Source organism: Rhizobium sp. 05N49, assembly GCF_056396805.1.
Window position 1 is genome coordinate 15660 of sequence record NZ_JBFTME010000013.1, and the last position, 16961, is coordinate 32620.

A 16961-nucleotide genomic window follows, 5' to 3' on the forward strand; every position below is an offset into this window, starting at 1 on the left:
CCTAAGCGTGGCAAGGCACGCTTTAGAGGCTGACCACCTTGTCCGGGTTCATGATACCGGCTGGATCGAAGGCGCGTTTGATGCGACGCATCAGCTCCATCTCGATGGCGGGCCGGACCGATGCCAGCTCGTCACGCTTCAGCTGACCGATACCATGCTCTGCGGAAATCGAACCGCCATGGGCAAGCACCAACCCATGCACGATATGGTTCATCTCGTGCCAGCGGGCGATGAAGGCATCCTTATCGGCTCCAACCGGCTGCGAGATGTTGTAGTGGATGTTGCCGTCGCCCATATGGCCGAAGGCACAGATGCGCGCGCCGGGCATTGCCGCCATTACCGCCTCTCCGGCCTCCTTCATGAAGTGCGGTATCTTCGAAACTGGCACGGAAACATCGTGCTTGATGGAACCGCCCTCGGGCTTCTGAGCGTCCGACATGCTTTCGCGCATATGCCAGAGCGCCTTCTGCTGCGCGACGGAGGAGGCGATTGCCGCATCCTGCACGAGCCCTGCTTCGAAACCCTGCTCCAGAACGGCATTCATCATCCGCTCTGCCGTCTCGGCGGAATCGGAGGTGGAGATATCAACAAGCACATACCAGTCATGCGGCGTCTCCAGCGGATCGCGCACGCCGTCGATATTGCGCACGGTGATCTCGACGCCGAAACGCGGCATCAGTTCGAAGCCGGTCAGCGAAGTTCCGCAGAGGCTGGAAGCGAGATTGAAGAACGCGAGCGCATCCTCGACAGACGAAAGCCCCGCAAAGGCAACCTGATGGCCGAGTGGCTGAGGGAAGAGCTTCAGCACTGCGCCGGTAATAATGCCGAGCGTGCCCTCCGCGCCGATGAAAAGATCGCGCAGATCGTAGCCGGTATTGTCCTTCTTGAGACGGCGAAGCCCGTCCCAGATCTCGCCCGTGGGCAGGACGACTTCGAGGCCGAGGCAAAGCTGGCGCATGTTGCCATAGGCCAGAACTGCCGTGCCGCCGGCGTTGGTCGACAGGTTGCCGCCGATGCGGCAGGAACCTTCCGAGCCGAGCGAGAGCGGAAACAGACGGCCATGCGCTTCGGCCGCCTTCTGCACCTCGGCCAGGATCGCCCCGCCGTCGGCGACAAGCACGTTTGCGACCGGATCGACATCGCGGATCCTGTTCATGCGCTCGAGCGAAAGGATGACGTCCGCCTTGCCCTCGCGCGGCGTCTGCCCGCCGACAAGGCCGGTATTGCCGGTCTGCGGTACGATGGCTGTGCCGGTTTCGGTGGCAAGCTTCATGATCGCAGAGACTTCTCCGACCGTCCCGGGCTTCAGCAGAAGAGGGGAGGAGCCATGATAAAGTCCGCGATTTTCGATGAGGTGCGGCGCGAGATCAGCTTCGCTGCGTAGCGCATATTTCTCGCCGACGATGGCGGTGAAACGCTCGATAATATCTGCAGAAATGCCTGTGCTGCTCATGGAACCCGGTCCCTCTTCCTTACTCGCGCGGAGCCGCTGCTCGCCGCAGTCGATCGTTGATTGCCTCTCCAAGCCCTTCGTCGGGGATCGGTGAAAAGGCGATGACGGCCGCGCCGCTGGCATCGGCCCTCTTCATGTAGTCGAAAAGATTGGCAGCCGCCTCCGAGAGATCGCCTCGCGGGCTGAGGTTCAGCGCGATTGCCGCCTGCTCGGCGCCTGCCACCCTGTCCGGACCGAAGGCAATCAAAGCTTCGCCGGGTTCCAGTGCCGTAGCGTCGAGCCGGACGGCCGCACCTGGCGCGTAATGCGAGGCGAGCATGCCCGGTGCTTCGATCGCCGCTGCCGCCTTTTTCGAACGCAGCAAACGCTTGCCTGTCACGCGCTCGATTTCCTTGGCCGGCAGGCCGCCAGGCCGCAGGAGGCGCAGCTCGCCGTTTTCGACCTTGACGATCGTCGATTCCACGCCGACGGCACTCGCGCCGGCGTCGAGGATGAGGGGTATCTTTCCCCCGAGATCGGCTTCGACATGGGCAGCGCTTGTGGCGCTCACCTTGCCGGACGTATTGGCGCTTGGAGCTGCAAGCGGCCGCCCGAAGGCATGAATCAGATCGCCGGTAAAACCTTTGGGTATACGGATCCCAACGCTGTCGAGGCCTGCAGTCGCCAGCGCATGGATCGCGGTGCCTGATTTCAGCGGCAGTACAAGCGTCAGCGGGCCCGGCCAGAAGGCTTCTGCCAGGGCACGGGAGATGGGATCGAATTCCGCATAGGTCTCGGCCATGGCAAGATCCGCCATATGGCAGATCAGCGGATTGAAGCGTGGCCGCCCCTTTGTCTCATAGATGCGGGTGATTGCTGCCGGATTGGTGGCGTCGGCGGCAAGGCCGTAGACCGTCTCGGTCGGTATGGCGATCGCAAAGCCTTCGGCAAGTGCCGCGCAGCCGGCTTCGAGTGCCGTCTGCCTGTCCGCCTTGATGTCGATTATTCTTGCCATGTCCTGCCCGGTTTTGCTGCGGCAGTCATTAGGCCTTCCTTGCAGCGCGATCAATCCCGCCCGGAACGGTGGATCAGCTGTCGCTGGAGCTACAGTTGGCGGATGATCTGGCGAAGCTGCTCGTTGCGGGCACCGAGCAGGAGGATGTTGCGGATGGCGATCTGCGGATCGTTGGTACGGAAGAGCAGGCCATTGCCGCGCACCGAGCGGTCGACCACCATCCTCTCCGGCGTGCTTTCACCCGCCTTGATCGCCACGGCGAAATACATGCGGGAATTCTGCACCGCGATATTGTCGAAGAAATTATCGTTGTCGCCGATGTCGGAATAGAAGTTGGCGATGTAGAAGGCCCACGCCACTTCGTCGTAGCGGGCGAATTTGGTGCGTGCGGCCGTGACATGGCAGTAGCCGAGATGGGGGCTATCGGCCAGCGTCCTATGGAAAATCAGCTTGGGGAACTGGATCGAGCGGTGGAAGCCGTTGATGTTCTGATGGGTCTTTTCGCCGGCTGTCTGCAGCTTGCGTGCGGTCTTTTCGGCGACTTCGTCATGTGTGAGATAGCGGCGTTCTTCCGGCAGCCAGTCCTCGCGGCGGCGGCTGATACGGCCGGTGCGCAGGAATTCCGAATGCTTGGTTTGAAGCCGCGGTTCCGCAGGCTTGATTTCTTCCCGAGTGTCGAAATATCGAAGTTTGGCCATGGCTTGCAGTCTTCGCTGTGAAGGGTCGCCGACAAGGATAGAATTTCATGCTTAACGCCCTGTTAAAATAACGGGAAGAAGGCACGGGAGCTGAAGGTTGAGGGCCGCATGTCGCAAATGCGATAGAGTTGTGCCCGGCGCGTTGGATTCGCTTGTGTCTGAAGCACCCAGAAATGTCGCAATTGACGATAATCAAAGGCTGGTGAGTGTTTCTGAGGGCCGCTCGGTTCCCTGTCGTCAATTTCGAAGCGGATGTCGCTTTACAACCAAACGGCCGGCATGCTCGGTGCTTAAATAACGCCATGACGAGTTTTCCTGATGGAGAAGGAAGCGGGCGCGCTTCCGCTGCAGGGCTCTGGGAAGAGTAGCAGCCACATGCACGAGGATAGGCAGATGGATATTCGCAGCAACGTTTTGCGCCAGCTCAAGAGCCGCCGCGAGGGCTTCAGTCTCGAACAGCCCTTCTACATCGACGAAGATTATTTCCGTCTGGATATGGAGATGATCTACTATCGCGATTGGCTCTTCATCGGCCATGATTGCGAATTGCCGAAGCCGGGCGCCTACTTTACCGTCCAGATTGGCGAATACCCCGTCGTCATCGTGCGCGGACGCGACAATGTCATTCGTGCCTTCCACAATAGCTGTCGCCACCGTGGCTCGCGCGTCTGCACCAAGGAGCACGGCTCGTCGGTGCGCCTCGTCTGCCCCTATCACCAGTGGACCTACGACCTCGACGGCAAGCTCGCCTTCGCACGCCACATGGGCGATGATTTCGACAAGAGCGGCTACGGACTGAAGCCGGTTCATTGCGAAATCGTGGCCGGTTACGTTTTCATCTGCCTCGCCAATAACGCACCGGACTTCCAGTCCGTGCGCGACAAGATCGAGCCCTATATGGCGCCTCATCACATCAGCGAGGCCAAGATCGCATTCCAGAGCACCATCATCGAGAAGGGCAACTGGAAGCTGGTATGGGAGAATAACCGCGAGTGCTATCACTGCGCCGCAAATCATCCTGAGCTCTGCCGCACCTATCCGGAAGCGCCGAGCGTGACCGGCACGGATGGTGGTGCCGACGATCCCGAGATCGCCGGCCATTGGGCGCGCTGCGAGGCCGCAGGTCTGCCGAGCAAGTTCCAGATCTCGCCAGATGGACAGTTCCGCACCGCCCGCATGCCGCTGATCGAGGACGCCGAAAGCTACACCATGTCCGGCAGGCCCGCCGTCAAGCGCCCGCTCTCCGACGACGTCAAGATCAGCCGTATCGGCACGATGCTGCTCTTCCACTATCCGACGACGTGGAACCATCTGCTCGGCGATCACGCCATCTCCTTCCGCGTTCTGCCGCTGAGTGCCAATGAGACGGCAGTGACGACCAAATGGATCGTCCATAAGGATGCCGTCGAAGGCGTCGATTATAATCTTGAGGAACTGACCCACGTCTGGACCGAAACCAACGATCAGGACCGCCGCATCGTCGAAGAGAACGCATTCGGTATCCGCTCGCCGGCTTACGAACCTGGTCCTTATTCGTCGGTCCATGAAGGCGGCGTCATGCAGTTCCTCGAATGGTATTCGAACTTCATGGTCAACCGTCTGCAGGGCGATCAGGCCAAGCTCTCGGTCGTTGCCTGAGAGCAAGGACCGCCGGTTAATGTCCGGTTCATTTCGCCTCCGGTAGAAATAAGCGTGAGGGCCGTTTACGGGTTGTACGGGAACATTTCTCCGTTTTATCCGTTCTTCGGCAGGCTTTTTCGCTCTTGATCGGAGATATGCAATGTTTGGGCTGAGTAAGAAGGTCGCGACTGCGGTTGTGGCCGCCGCTGTCGTTGTGACGAGCTTTGTGCCGTCGCAGGCAATCCAGATGCCGGCCGCCCCGCAGGTGGAAAAGTCTTCGCCTGTCGAAAACGTCCAATATCGTCGCTATTATCGTCCAGGTTATCGCCCCGGCTATTATCCGGGATACCGTCCGGCCTATCGACCCGGCTGGTATGGCGGGTATCGCGGTTATTCCTACTACCGCCCGGGTTACCGTCACTATGAGGGCTACTGGTATCCGCTGGCCGCCTTCGGCGCCGGTGCCGTCATCGGCGGAGCCATCGCCTCTCAGCCGCGCTACTATGCACCCGCGCCCGCGCCCACCGGCATCAATCCGAGCCATGTCGCCTGGTGTGAAGACCGCTACCGGTCCTACAGGGCCTACGACAATACGTTCCAGCCCTATAACGGTCCCCGCCAGCAGTGCTATTCGCCCTACTATTGAGGCGGAGCCAGAGTCCCAGATGAAACGCCCGGCCCAGTGAGCCGGGCGTTTTTGGTTAGAGGATATGCACGCGCTTCAGGAGCCACCACGCAAACACGATGGAGGCGATGATCAGCCCGATGGCATACTCCGTTCCGTGGTCGCCGATGGCGAAGGGCAGGTTGGCCGTGTTCATGCCGAAAAAGCCTGTGACCAGCGTCGGCGGCAGCAGGAAGGCCGTCATGATCGACAGGATGTAAAGGTGGCGGTTCGTCTCCGAGGAGAGCTTGGAGTCGATTTCTTCGTGCAGCAGCCTTGCCCGGTCCTGCAGCGCGTAGACATCGTGGTCGACGGTCTCCAGCCGGCTCGTCAGCCGCCCGGCAATATCGTCGAAGCCGAAGGGCATTTCGTCTTCGTCGGAGGCTGCGGCTCGGCGCATCAGCGCGAGCACGGTGCGCAGGTGGCGATGCAGACGGACGATCGTGCGGCGGACGGGAGCAAGCCTGCGGCGTTCGTCACGCGGCGCGTTGTCGTAGACGAAGTCCTCGATGAGGTTGAGCTCTTCGGTGAGCTCCATGACGACGGAGATCAGCGTGCGCTGAAACTCGGTTACAAGCAGTTCGAACAGATCGACGGGACGGGTGAATTTGCCCGGATTCTTCTCGATCATGACACGCGTCCGCTCTACGCTTCTCAGCGGCTGCAGGCGCGTGGTGATGATGAAACGGTCGGAGATGGCGAAATGCAACCAGCCGAGATCGGCCGTGTCCTGATCGAATTCGCGCTGGCAGTCCACCAGCGTACCATAGAGCATCTGCTCATCGACGGTCAGGACCGCGTGCGTGTCTCGGGTGGTCAGCGCCGACTTGGCGTCATCCATCACGCCGAGCGTGTCGAGCAGGGCGGGCACGCGGGCATCGGCGAGATTGAGATGCAGCCAGTAGAAACCGTCATCGGCGGTGAGTTCCGCGGCCGTCGCGCTGTTTTGCAGCCGCACGGCCTTCTTGCTTTCCGGCGAGAAACGGTAGGCCCATACGAGACCGGGTATGTTGACGGGCAAGGTATCCATTATTGCCGATCCTCTCGCGAAAGCGATCAATCCTACTAAAGCATGTCGCTCAAAACTGCACAGCGGTTTTGCAATAGCGGCACGCGTAAACAAAGACCTGCTGCGCGGCTGCCGACCTGAAAGATCGCGACACGCTTAGAGATTCTCCATGACGTTTGTTTGTGCAAGTGCACAAGGGAAAAGGCGCGCACGTCAGAGGTTATCGACGGAAACCAAATTGACGTTTACGTAAAAATCAATTAGCTCTTCAGCTGGAGGGGCTTGCGCGCCGGCTTTGCCGCATGTGGGCCAAAAGCGAGGAAAATAAGATGTATAAGGCGCCTGTCGAGGAAATCGCGTTCACGCTGAAGCATGTTGCCGGCATGGTCGAGGTGATGGACAGCGGTCTTCTGGGCGATCTCGGCGAGGATCTGGTCGATGCCATCCTGACCGAGGCGGGACGATTTGCCACGGAGGAAATCGCCCCTCTGGCCGACATCGGCGACCGCCAGGGCGCCCGCCTTTCCAACGGGGAGGTAAGAACGCCGGACGGCTGGCGCGATCTTTACCGCAACTGGGCAGCCGGCGGCTGGAACGGTCTGACCGCGCCGGAGGAGTTCGGCGGCCAGGCCTTGCCGCACATGCTGAATGTCGCGGCACTCGAAATGTGGAATTCCGGGTCCATGGCCTTCGCCCTCTGCCCGACCTTGACGATCGGCGCCGTCGAGGCGCTCAATGTGCACGGCAGCGTAGCTTTGAAGGACAAATATCTGGCGCGCATGGTGTCTGGCGAGTGGACCGGCACCATGAACCTCACAGAGCCCCATGCAGGCTCCGATCTCGGCGTGCTGAAGGCGCGTGCCGAACGCCGCGAGGATGGCAGCTATCGCATTTTCGGCCAGAAGATTTTCATCACCTGGGGCGAGCACGACGCTGCCGACAACATTATCCATCTCGTCCTTGCACGCCTGCCGGATGCGCCCGCAGGCACACGCGGCATCTCGCTCTTCCTCGTGCCGAAATTCCTCGTGAACGAGGACGGCTCGCTCGGCGCTCGCAACGATCTTCACTGCCATTCCCTAGAGCACAAGCTCGGCATCCACGGTTCGCCCACCTGCACCATGATCTATGGCGACGGCAAATTCGGTGATGAGACGGGGGCGGTCGGCTGGCTGATCGGCGAAGAGAACAAGGGCCTCGCCTGCATGTTCACCATGATGAACAACGCCCGCCTCGCTGTCGGCATGCAGGGGGTAGCGATCTGCGAAGCGGCGACGCAGAAGGCAATCGCTTACGCCAAGGAGCGCACCCAAGGCAAGGCGCCGGGCTGGAGCGGCCCGGGCATGAGCCCGATCATCGAGCATCCTGATGTCATAAGGATGCTGCTCACCATGAAGGCGCTGACGCAGGGCTCACGCGCCATTGCCTATACCTGCGCCCACGCAATCGATATGTCGCACCGCGCTGCCGATCGTCGTGAACATTGGCAGGAACGTGCCGCTCTCCTGACGCCCATCGCCAAGTCCTTTGCTACCGATGCCGGCGTGGATGTCGCCTCTCTCGGCATTCAAGTTCATGGCGGCATGGGCTTCATTGAGGAAACAGGTGCTGCCCGCTATCTGCGCGACGCCCGCATTGCCCCGATCTACGAAGGCACGAATGGCATTCAGGCGATCGATCTCGTCACCCGCAAGCTGCCTTTGTCTGATGGCAAGCAGGTCGGGGGTCTCATCACCGAGTTGAAGGCGATCGCCGGGGCTGTTCGCAGTTCAAACCTCGACGGTTTCGGATCAACGGCGGACAGGTTGGATTCCGCCCTTGCCGATCTGGAGCAGGCGACAAGCTGGCTGCTCGCGCGTCTTGGCGAGAGCAGGTCCGCCGAGGCTCTGGCGGGCGCGACGCCCTATCAGCGCCTTTTCGGTCTTGCACTCACCGGCAGCTATCTTGCCAAGGGTGGTCTGGTCCAGACCGCGGACGGGGCAGACGAGAGCCGTATCGCGCTCTGCCGCTTCGCTGCTGAAAATCTTCTGTCCGAAACGGCGGCACTGAAAGACCGTGTCGTCAAAGGCGCCGATAGCCTTGCCGCAGCCCGTGCCATCCTTGCCTGAGGAGATGAAAATGAGCGAGCCCGTCATCATCGAGCGATACGCGGAAAACAGCGCTGTCCAGGTCATCCGCTTCAACCGGCCGGAGAAGAAGAACGCCTTCACGCGTGACATGTATCGCACGATGACGGATGCGGTGAATGCCGCAAACAGTGATGACGGCGTCAGGGTGACTGTGTTCTTCGGCACGGAAGGCTGTTTCTCCGCCGGAAACGACATCGGCGATTTCCTCGCTGCAGCCATGGGCGGCAGCATGGGGCAGGATCTGATCGATTTCCTTTACGCACTCGCCAAAGCCGAAAAACCGCTCGTCTCGGGCGTCGATGGTCTTGCGATCGGTATCGGCACCACTCTCAACCTGCATTGCGACCTGACGATCGCTTCCGACCGCAGCCAGTTCCGCACGCCCTTCGTCGATCTGGCGCTCGTGCCGGAAGCGGGCTCCAGCCTGATCGTTCCGCGCATCATGGGGCAGCAGCGCGCCTTTGCGATGCTCGCTGCCGGCGAGGCTTTCTCGGCGGAAGACGCCAGGCTGGCCGGTCTCATCTGGAAAGTGACGACCGCGGAACAGGTAGAACACCAGACGCTTTCTGCCGCCGCGAAGCTGGCCGCCAAGCCTCCGGAAGCGCTGAAGATTGCCCGCGATCTTATTCGTGGCCCGCGTGAGGAGATTATTGCGCGGATTGACGAAGAGGCCCGTCATTTCGCAGCGCGGTTGAAAACGGCTGAGGCCCGCGCGGCTTTCGAGGCTTTCATGCGTCGCTGAGCACCCCTAAAAATCAGCTAATATTATCAGTTGTCAATTTAAAGCATCCCTTAAGCATAGAATAATTATTGAATAGAGGACGGATCCCCCCAACCGTCCGGGCGTGACGTGTTTCGTACGACCCTCTGTCCGAATTCACCCACGGCCATCGCCCGTTCGCAGCGCGCTTAACCCCCGCGCTGCGAAGCTTTTGGGCCGCCTGCATCCCGGCTGCACCTTTTCCAGGCTTAGAATAGTTAGGCGTTTGCCAAACTATTTATTGACTCCGATCCTGCCGTGCCTATAGTTAGGCGTATGCCTAACCAATCGCATGCACTTGATTTGATGTTTCAGGCTCTGGCGGACCCGGCCCGGCGCAGCATGGTCGATCGGCTCTGCAAAGGGCCAGCCTCTGTGAAAGAACTGGCCGAGCCGCTGCCCATGGCGCTGCCTTCCGTCCTCCAGCATCTGCAGATGCTTGAAGCGAGCGGCCTGGTGCGTTCGGAAAAGACCGGCCGTATTCGCACCTGCCGGATAGAGCCGCAGGCGCTGCGCTCCGCCGAAGACTGGATCAATGAGCGCCGCATCCTCTGGGAGCACCGTCTCGACAGGCTCGGTGCCTATCTCGAAGCCAATCCGGATATGCCGGAGAACCCTGGAAAGACAGAAAAGGAGTAAGACCATGCAGGAAGAGTACAGTACCCTCCATTCCACCTTCTCCATCGAGCGCACATACGATGTGCCGGCCCCGCGTGTTTTCGCCGCCTGGTCCGACCCGAAGGCGCGCCTGCAGTGGGAGGCGATCGGCGAGGACTTCACAACCACCTATACCGAGAATGATTTCCGCGTCGGCGGCCGCGATATCAGCCGGTTCAATTTCGGCAAGAGTGACGAATATGTCGCCGACGCGCGCTACGAGGATATCGTCCGGGATCGCCGTATCGTCTACGCCTATACGATGTCGCACAACGAGCGGCGCATCTCCTCGTCACTGACGACGATCAGCCTGACGCCGGTGCCGGAAGGCACGCATGTCCTAGTGACGGAACAGATCACGATCCTCGACGGCGGCGACAAGGTCGAATATCGCCAAGCCGGAATCGCCGGACAGCTCGACCAGCTCGGCCGCTACCTCGCCGGCGAGAAGGTCGCCTGACCGCTTACTTTTCCAGCGTTGCCACCACCTCGACATGCGAGGTCCAGAGGAACTGGTCGATGGGCGTTACCGAGGTAATCCGGTAGCCGCCCTCGACGAGGATAGCGAGGTCGCGGGCAAGTGTCAGCGGATTGCAGCTGACGGCGACGATCTTCTTCACCGTCGAGCGGGCCAGTTCCTTACACTGGAATTCGGCCCCCGCACGCGGCGGGTCGAAGACAACGGCGTCGTAGACCTTGAGCTCCGATGTCATCAACGGCCGGCGGAAGAGATCACGCTTCTCCACGGTGACAGGCTTCAGGCCCTGCGTATTACGCGCTGCGTGGTCGAGTGCGGCGATCGCCTTGGCGTCTCCTTCGACGGCATGCACGCGTCCGAGGCGGGCAAGCTGCAGCGAAAAGGTACCGGCGCCGGCAAAGAGATCCGCTATTCGCTTGGCTTTGCCGACATGGGCAAGCACGAGCTTCGCCATCGCTTCTTCGGCAGGCTTCGTCGCCTGCGTGAAACCGCCGGCCGGGGGCGAGACCTGCACGCCACCGAATTCGACGATCGGCTTGGCTGGTTCGATGAGAATTTCGCCGTCGAGCGAAACGCGGGCGATGCCGCGAAGGCCGAGCACGACTTCGATCGCCTTGCGACGCTGTTGGTCGGAAAGCTTCTTCACGCCTTCGACCGCAAGATCGAGGCCGGAGAGCGTTTCCAGAACCGCGATGCGGAAGGCCTCTGCATTGGTCGCGATCGCCGCTCCGACTGCCCTGATCGCCGGCAGCCGGGAGATGATCCCGGCCGACGAGATGGGACATTCCTCGATGGCGACGATATGATGGCTTTCGGCCTGGTTGAAGCCGATGAGCATGTCCTTTTCGGTCTTGCGCGCCGCAAACACCACTCGCCGTCGCTCGCCGGGATGGGCGGCGACGACTTCGCCGACCTCGGGCGTCAGCCCCTTGGACTTCAGCGCGTCGACAACAAGCTGCCGCTTGAAGGCGCGGTAAGGCGCGTCGGCCATATGCTGGAGCGTGCAGCCGCCGCAGGTGCCGTTGATGCCGTCAGGCCCGAAATGCCGGCAAGGCGGCTCCTGCCTGTCGGCGGAGGCCGAGGCGATCGACATGACGGTGCCCTGGTTCTTGACGCGGGCGATCGCCACCGTCTCTCCGGGCAGTGTGAAGGGAACGTAGACAGGCCCGTCCTGGCTGGCGGCAATGCCGTCGCCCTGTGCTCCGAGCCTGTCGATGGTGATGGTTTCCGTGCTCACGCTTTCGTCCCTGCCAGTAGAAATTCCTGATTGCCGTCTCCGCCTGAAATCGGCGAGGGGATGAGCCCTAAACTCTTCCAGCCCATATCTTCAGTAAACCAGCGCTCCAGTTCTGCCGCCACGTCGGGGCCGGAGGCCGGATCCTTGAGCAGCCCGCCCTTTCCGATCGCCTCGCGCCCCGCCTCGAATTGCGGCTTGACGAGGATCGCGGCGATCGCATTCGTTTCGGCAATATCGAGAGCGGGAGCAAGCGCCAGCTTCAGCGAGATGAACGAGACGTCGGAGACGACGAAGTCCACCGCATGGTCGATGTCCTCAGCCGTCAGGTTGCGGGCATTGAGCCCCTCGATATTGGTCACGCGCGTATCGGTTGATATTCTCGGATGCATCTGCCCGTGGCCGACATCGATGGCCGTGACATGCACAGCCCCCCTTTCGAGCAGCACTTCCGTGAAGCCGCCGGTCGAAGCGCCGACATCGAGACAGTGCCGCCCTGCCGGGTCGAGCCCGAAATGGTCGAGCGCCGCAACGAGCTTCAATGCTGCACGCGAAACATAATCCTGCGCGGGGTCGTCGATCTCGATTGCCGCGTCAGGCCCGAAGATGGCGCCGGCCTTCGTCACCACCTTGCCGGCGACCTTGACGGTGCCGCGTGACACGGCGTCCCGTGCCCGTGAACGGCTCGCAAAAAGGCCGAGGGTGACGAGAAGCTGGTCGAGGCGTTGGCTGTTCTGATCGGACATTGGCTGTGAATGACCGGCAAAGCCTCGGGTTGCAAGCATTTTGTTGATATTGCCGGTACGCGGGCACGGTCTCACATCGTCGCTCTGGAATAATTCGAAGCAACTTGTGCTGCGACGCACAAATTTAAACAATTTTAAATCCGACCCGCCTAGGTTCACCTTGATTGTAGCGGTTCGCCTTTGAATCGCTTGGTGCCATGAAGGCTCCCGCGTCCTCCCCGCCGATCATGTTCCTCATCAAGAAGTCTTGTGGCTGCGCATTTGCGTGGTCGCCCCTTGTCGCGCCTGATGTCGCCAGGAGAAATTGACCGATGTTCGCCCGAAACATATCCTTGAATGGTAAGCTTGCGGCCACTTTCGCAGCACTCATCCTTATTTTCGTTTCCGTTTCCGCTTTCGTCTATTCCAAGGCAACGACATCGGCGAGCGCTTCCGCCGAACAGGAAAAGTCCGAGCTTCTCGTCAACCAGATCGATGACGCGCTCCAGGCCATGCTGGAGCAGGCCGTCAACCTGCGCGGCTTCATCCTCTTCCGCAGCGACAGCACCTATGGCGATATTTTTGCCAACCGCGAGCGTATGCTGAAGGCGATTGCCGCTGCCAAGCAGACCGCCGCTTCCCAGCCCGAACTGCTGTCGATGATCGATGACATGCAGAAGGCTGCCGACCTTTATTTCCATGAGCTTGCCGAGCCGCAGGCCAAGGCCCGCAAGGAAACCGAGACCCCGATCGCAGACGTCGTCAAGATCGGTGTCAACGCCACCAAGGGCCAACTTGACGGCTTCCGCGCCGCTTCCGCCAAGATCAAGTCGCTCGCTCGTGACAAGTCGACGGCTCTCGCTGCCGCGCAAGCGGATGCCAACAGCGACCTCAAGACCACGCTTCTGGTCGGCGGTGTTGCCGCTGCCCTTGCCGCTGCTGCTCTTGCCTGGGCCTTGTCTCGAACCATCGTCCGCCCGATCGTCGGCATGACCGCTGCCATGGACCGTCTCGCCGGCGGCGACCACAATATTGAGGTTCCGGCAACCGGCCGTCAGGACGAAGTCGGCCGCATGGCCCAGTCCGTGCTGGTCTTCAAGGATGCCGCGATCGAAAAACAGCAGCTTGCCGGCGAAACCGACCGCATGCGCGGAGAGGCCGAGCGCCAGCGCCAGGCCAGCGACGAGCAGAAGGCACGTGAAGAGGGCGACATCCGCTTCGCCGTCGAAGCTCTGGCCGGCGGTCTTGCTGGCCTTGCCGTTGGCGATGTAGCAGCCCGCATCCACACGCCATTCGCACCGCAGTATGATAGCCTGCGCAACGATTTCAACAACGCCGTCGAAAAGCTGCAGGCTGCCTTGCAGTCCGTTGGCCGCAACGCTTCGGCGATCAATGCCGGCGCAGGTGAAATCCGCTCCGCCGCAGATGATCTCGCTCATCGCACCGAGCAGCAGGCCGCGGCCGTCGAAGAGACCGCAGCTGCTCTCGAAGAAGTCACGACCACGGTCCGTGACTCCGCCAAGCGCGCCGAGGATGTCGGCAATCTTGTCGAGCGCACCCGCCTCGGCGCGGAAAAGTCGGGCGAAGTCGTCCGCAAGGCTGTTTCGGCCATGCAGCAGATCGAAAAGTCCTCGGGCGAAATCTCCAACATCATCGGCGTCATTGACGACATCGCCTTCCAGACCAACCTTCTGGCTCTGAACGCCGGCGTCGAAGCGGCCCGCGCCGGTGAAGCCGGCAAGGGTTTTGCCGTCGTCGCCCAGGAAGTCCGCGAATTGGCCCAGCGTTCGGCAAACGCCGCCAAGGAAATCAAGGCGCTGATCAACACGTCAAGCGAACAGGTCAATTCCGGCGTCGGCCTCGTCGGCGAAACCGGCAAGGCGCTGGAAGCGATTGTCGCCGAGGTGCAGGAAATCAACCGTCATGTTGGCGCGATCGTCACGGCCACCCGCGAACAGTCGATCGGCCTGCAGGAGATCAATACCGCCGTCAACAACATGGACCAGGGCACCCAGCAGAACGCCGCCATGGTCGAAGAACAGACGGCGGCAAGCCACGCGCTTGCCCAGGAAGCCTCCGCCCTCGACGATCTGTTGCGCCAGTTCAAGCTCGGCGCGCAGGCTGCCGCTCCGGCTCAGCGGACGGTTGCCGCAACCGCCACGTCCCGCCCGGTCGCCTCTCCGGCCCGCGCGCTTGCCAGCAAGGTGACCAAGGCCTTCGGCGGCAAGCAGGCGACGGCAGCCGCCGTCGTCCAGGAAGACTGGACCGAGTTCTGAGAGCGACGTCTTCGGAAACGAATAAGGGCGGCATTCAGTGCCGCCCTTTCTTTTTGCTCTATCTTTTTTGTTTTCACGCAATTCCGGACGCAAAACCGCTGCACACTTTTGCTGGGATTGTTTTAGCCGGCGGAAGCGCGCATCCGCTCGATATCGCGCCGCGGCGGAACATTGTGGATGCGCACATAGTCCCGGCTGAACTGCGAAGGGCTGTCATAGCCGACACGGAAACCTGCCTCGGCCGCAGTCAACCCTTCTGTCACCATCAGTCGCCGCGCCTCCTGCAGGCGAAGCTGGGTGCGGAATTGCAGCGGGCTCATCGCCATGACAGTCTTGAAGTGTTCGTAGAAGGATGAGGCGCTCATGCCGGCGACCGAAGCCAGATGTTCGATGGCGAAAGGCTCGCTGAAATTCTTCCGCACGAAGTCGATCGCCCGACCGATCTGGTTGAGTCGGCTCTCGCCATTGGCGATCTGCCGCAGAAGCGCGCCCTGCGGCCCGCGGATGAGCCGGTAGAGGATTTCCTTTTCGATCAACGGCGCCAGAACCTCTGCATCATCGGGCGTGTCGAGCAGGCGTAGCAGCCGCACGGCTGCGTCGATGAGCTCAGGCGTCGTGGCGCTGACACCGGCGGCAGGGCTCTCGGACAAACGTCCCTGGACGGCAGGCAACATCTCGGTAAGCAGGCCGCGATCGAGCTGCAGCCGCAAACACAGATAGGGCCGGTTGGCGCTTGCCTCGACGACGGCGCCGATCACAGGCAGATCGACGCCGACGACGAGATAGTGCGCCGCATCATAGACATGCGCGACATCGCCGATCACGGCACGCTTGCGCCCCTGGGCCACGATGCACAGGGAGGGTTCATAGAGTGTGTGGATCGGCTCCGTGCGAGCAGAGGATCGTATGATGCCGACCCTGGGCAGCATCGTGTCGAAGTTGCCATCTGCCGCGGTGTGGCGATCAATCAGGTCTGCAAGTTCGGCGATTTTTTCCATGAAGGCAGGATGAACCGCGCTGCGTCGAATGCCAAGTGCTTTCAATCGCTTTCGGAAGATCGTGCAAGAAATCCGGAAAAGTTTGCTACCGGCTGGCGCCCGGCAAGCCCAATCTCATGCGTATGGACCAGCGGCATCCGGCTGCGGTCCCGATTGAAGCATGAGGAAAGAACATGACTGGTATCAAAGGCAAGACAGTTCTGATTACTGGCGCCAGCAGCGGCATCGGCGCCGGCACCGCACGCGAACTTGGCGCGGCTGGCGCAAAGCTCATGATCGGCGCGCGCCGCACCAACCGGCTCGAGGAACTGGCAAAGGAAATCCGCAGTAGCGGCGGCACGGTGGAATTCCGTGCGCTCGACGTTACCGACCGGGCCGATGTCGAGGCCTTCGCCAGGGCAACGGTGGATGCCTTCGGCAGCATCGACGTGCTCATCAACAATGCCGGCGTGATGCCGCTCTCTCTGATGTCCTCGCTCAAGGTCGAGGAATGGGATCGCATGGTCGACGTCAACATCAAGGGTGTTCTCTATGGCATCGCCGCCGTGCTGCCGATCATGAACGCGCAGGAGCGTGGGCAGATCATCAACATCTCCTCGATCGGAGGTCTGTCGGTCGTGCCGACCGCGGCGGTCTATTGCGCGACGAAATATGCGGTGCGGGCGATTTCCGATGGGCTTCGCCAGGAAAACAAGAAGCTGCGCGTAACCTGCATCTATCCGGGCGTCGTCGAATCCGAGCTGGCGGAGACGATCACCGAACCCTTCTCGGCCGAGGCGATGGTCTCCTTCCGCGAGATCGCCCTGAAGCCTGACGCTATCGCGCGGGCAATCCGCTTCGCCATCGAGCAGCCCGAGGATGTCGATATCAACGACATTACCGTCCGCCCGACGGCCAGTATGGGCATGTGACCATGCGGATCCGCGAGGCTATTGTCGGGGCGGCTCTTTCGTTTGCCGCTCCATCTCCGGTCTTCTCAGAGGAAAGCAAAGTGCAGAACCATCCCTATCTCGGCATGTGGATTACTGGTGACGGCCATATCCGCCAGGAATTGCTGCCGAACGGCCGTTATGACGAGGCGCGCGGTACGCGAACGAGCGCCTATCGGGGCCGCTATGAGGTGACCGGCGATCATATCGAATATTGGGACGATACCGGTTTTACCGCCGATGGCGATTTCATCGACGGCGTGCTGCATCACGGCGGAATGATCTTCTACCGTGATGGCAAAAAGCAGGAATAAACGAAGCGCGTCGGCGTGCTGCC

The 16961-nt window shown here is 61.2% G+C and carries 16 protein-coding genes; 9 read left to right on the top strand and 7 right to left on the bottom strand.

Features of this window, described 5'->3' with window-relative positions; genetic code table 11:
- Positions 1-22: 22 nt before the first annotated feature.
- From AC1DF8_RS23640 to AC1DF8_RS23650, 3 genes are all read right to left on the bottom strand, one after another.
- Entirely contained in the window at positions 23-1453 is a 1431-nt protein-coding gene (locus tag AC1DF8_RS23640; protein ID WP_478155298.1) for an FAD-binding oxidoreductase, read from the bottom strand.
- Positions 1454-1472: 19 nt separating this feature from the next.
- A complete protein-coding gene (locus AC1DF8_RS23645; protein ID WP_478155299.1) occupies positions 1473-2447 on the bottom strand; it encodes an L-threonylcarbamoyladenylate synthase in 975 nt (324 codons plus the stop codon).
- Positions 2448-2536: 89 nt separating this feature from the next.
- Complete coding sequence (locus AC1DF8_RS23650) at positions 2537-3145, bottom strand: DUF6656 family protein (protein ID WP_112542917.1); 609 nt, start codon at positions 3143-3145, stop codon at positions 2537-2539.
- A 393-nt stretch (positions 3146-3538) separates the two neighbouring features.
- Between AC1DF8_RS23650 and AC1DF8_RS23655 the strand changes: the two genes are divergently transcribed.
- Complete coding sequence (locus AC1DF8_RS23655) at positions 3539-4783, top strand: aromatic ring-hydroxylating oxygenase subunit alpha (protein WP_112971118.1); 1245 nt, start codon at positions 3539-3541, stop codon at positions 4781-4783.
- A 142-nt stretch (positions 4784-4925) separates the two neighbouring features.
- Positions 4926-5411: a BA14K family protein gene (locus AC1DF8_RS23660; RefSeq protein ID WP_112542918.1), complete on the top strand. Its 486-nt coding sequence runs from the start codon at positions 4926-4928 to the stop codon at positions 5409-5411.
- A gap of 55 nt (positions 5412-5466) precedes the next feature.
- On the opposite strand, the gene AC1DF8_RS23665 is transcribed toward AC1DF8_RS23660, so the two are convergent.
- A complete protein-coding gene (locus tag AC1DF8_RS23665) occupies positions 5467-6459 on the bottom strand; it encodes a transporter (RefSeq protein ID WP_112542919.1) in 993 nt (330 codons plus the stop codon).
- A 308-nt stretch (positions 6460-6767) separates the two neighbouring features.
- Here AC1DF8_RS23665 and AC1DF8_RS23670 point away from each other — a divergent pair, with 308 nt between their 5' ends.
- The 4 genes from AC1DF8_RS23670 (at position 6768) to AC1DF8_RS23685 (ending at position 10444) form a co-directional block, all read left to right on the top strand.
- On the top strand, positions 6768-8546 hold the full coding sequence (locus AC1DF8_RS23670) for an acyl-CoA dehydrogenase (RefSeq protein WP_478155300.1): 1779 nt from the start codon (positions 6768-6770) through the stop codon (positions 8544-8546).
- Positions 8547-8556: 10 nt separating this feature from the next.
- Entirely contained in the window at positions 8557-9309 is a 753-nt protein-coding gene (locus AC1DF8_RS23675) for a crotonase/enoyl-CoA hydratase family protein (protein ID WP_478155301.1), read from the top strand.
- Positions 9310-9603: 294 nt separating this feature from the next.
- Positions 9604-9966, top strand: a complete 363-nt coding sequence (locus tag AC1DF8_RS23680; protein WP_112542922.1) for an ArsR/SmtB family transcription factor — start codon at positions 9604-9606, stop codon at positions 9964-9966.
- A gap of 4 nt (positions 9967-9970) precedes the next feature.
- The gene (locus AC1DF8_RS23685) at positions 9971-10444 is read left to right on the top strand and encodes an SRPBCC family protein (protein WP_162730001.1); all 474 of its coding nucleotides are present in this window, start codon (positions 9971-9973) and stop codon (positions 10442-10444) included.
- Positions 10445-10448: 4 nt separating this feature from the next.
- On the opposite strand, the gene AC1DF8_RS23690 is transcribed toward AC1DF8_RS23685, so the two are convergent.
- A complete protein-coding gene (locus tag AC1DF8_RS23690; RefSeq protein ID WP_478155302.1) occupies positions 10449-11699 on the bottom strand; it encodes a class I SAM-dependent RNA methyltransferase in 1251 nt (416 codons plus the stop codon).
- Complete coding sequence (locus tag AC1DF8_RS23695; RefSeq protein ID WP_112543123.1) at positions 11696-12442, bottom strand: TlyA family RNA methyltransferase; 747 nt, start codon at positions 12440-12442, stop codon at positions 11696-11698. The genes AC1DF8_RS23690 and AC1DF8_RS23695 overlap by 4 nt, the downstream gene beginning before the upstream one ends.
- A 311-nt stretch (positions 12443-12753) precedes the next feature.
- Here AC1DF8_RS23695 and AC1DF8_RS23700 point away from each other — a divergent pair, with 311 nt between their 5' ends.
- Complete coding sequence (locus tag AC1DF8_RS23700; RefSeq protein ID WP_478155303.1) at positions 12754-14697, top strand: methyl-accepting chemotaxis protein; 1944 nt, start codon at positions 12754-12756, stop codon at positions 14695-14697.
- A 122-nt stretch (positions 14698-14819) separates the two neighbouring features.
- Here AC1DF8_RS23700 and AC1DF8_RS23705 read toward each other — a convergent pair whose 3' ends face one another.
- A complete protein-coding gene (locus AC1DF8_RS23705) occupies positions 14820-15695 on the bottom strand; it encodes an AraC family transcriptional regulator (RefSeq protein WP_113116322.1) in 876 nt (291 codons plus the stop codon).
- A gap of 173 nt (positions 15696-15868) precedes the next feature.
- Between AC1DF8_RS23705 and AC1DF8_RS23710 the strand changes: the two genes are divergently transcribed.
- Complete coding sequence (locus AC1DF8_RS23710) at positions 15869-16606, top strand: SDR family oxidoreductase (RefSeq protein ID WP_113015029.1); 738 nt, start codon at positions 15869-15871, stop codon at positions 16604-16606.
- A 2-nt stretch (positions 16607-16608) separates the two neighbouring features.
- A complete protein-coding gene (locus AC1DF8_RS23715; RefSeq protein ID WP_113015028.1) occupies positions 16609-16938 on the top strand; it encodes an Atu4866 domain-containing protein in 330 nt (109 codons plus the stop codon).
- Positions 16939-16961 lie beyond the last annotated feature (23 nt).

What these genes read in the sequence shown, in the direction of transcription:
- AC1DF8_RS23710 (WP_113015029.1), top strand. Translation starts at nt 15,869, where the DNA reads ATGACTGGTATCAAAGGCAAGACAGTTCTGATTACTGGCGCCAGCAGC.
- AC1DF8_RS23695 (WP_112543123.1), bottom strand. Translation starts at nt 12,442, where the DNA reads ATGTCCGATCAGAACAGCCAACGCCTCGACCAGCTTCTCGTCACCCTC.
- AC1DF8_RS23705 (WP_113116322.1), bottom strand. Translation starts at nt 15,695, where the DNA reads ATGGAAAAAATCGCCGAACTTGCAGACCTGATTGATCGCCACACCGCG.
- AC1DF8_RS23665 (WP_112542919.1), bottom strand. Translation starts at nt 6,459, where the DNA reads ATGGATACCTTGCCCGTCAACATACCCGGTCTCGTATGGGCCTACCGT.
- AC1DF8_RS23655 (WP_112971118.1), top strand. Translation starts at nt 3,539, where the DNA reads ATGGATATTCGCAGCAACGTTTTGCGCCAGCTCAAGAGCCGCCGCGAG.
- AC1DF8_RS23650 (WP_112542917.1), bottom strand. Translation starts at nt 3,145, where the DNA reads ATGGCCAAACTTCGATATTTCGACACTCGGGAAGAAATCAAGCCTGCG.
- AC1DF8_RS23660 (WP_112542918.1), top strand. Translation starts at nt 4,926, where the DNA reads ATGTTTGGGCTGAGTAAGAAGGTCGCGACTGCGGTTGTGGCCGCCGCT.
- AC1DF8_RS23645 (WP_478155299.1), bottom strand. Translation starts at nt 2,447, where the DNA reads ATGGCAAGAATAATCGACATCAAGGCGGACAGGCAGACGGCACTCGAA.
- AC1DF8_RS23715 (WP_113015028.1), top strand. Translation starts at nt 16,609, where the DNA reads ATGCGGATCCGCGAGGCTATTGTCGGGGCGGCTCTTTCGTTTGCCGCT.
- AC1DF8_RS23670 (WP_478155300.1), top strand. Translation starts at nt 6,768, where the DNA reads ATGTATAAGGCGCCTGTCGAGGAAATCGCGTTCACGCTGAAGCATGTT.
- AC1DF8_RS23675 (WP_478155301.1), top strand. Translation starts at nt 8,557, where the DNA reads ATGAGCGAGCCCGTCATCATCGAGCGATACGCGGAAAACAGCGCTGTC.
- AC1DF8_RS23700 (WP_478155303.1), top strand. Translation starts at nt 12,754, where the DNA reads ATGTTCGCCCGAAACATATCCTTGAATGGTAAGCTTGCGGCCACTTTC.
- AC1DF8_RS23680 (WP_112542922.1), top strand. Translation starts at nt 9,604, where the DNA reads ATGCCTAACCAATCGCATGCACTTGATTTGATGTTTCAGGCTCTGGCG.
- AC1DF8_RS23640 (WP_478155298.1), bottom strand. Translation starts at nt 1,453, where the DNA reads ATGAGCAGCACAGGCATTTCTGCAGATATTATCGAGCGTTTCACCGCC.
- AC1DF8_RS23685 (WP_162730001.1), top strand. Translation starts at nt 9,971, where the DNA reads ATGCAGGAAGAGTACAGTACCCTCCATTCCACCTTCTCCATCGAGCGC.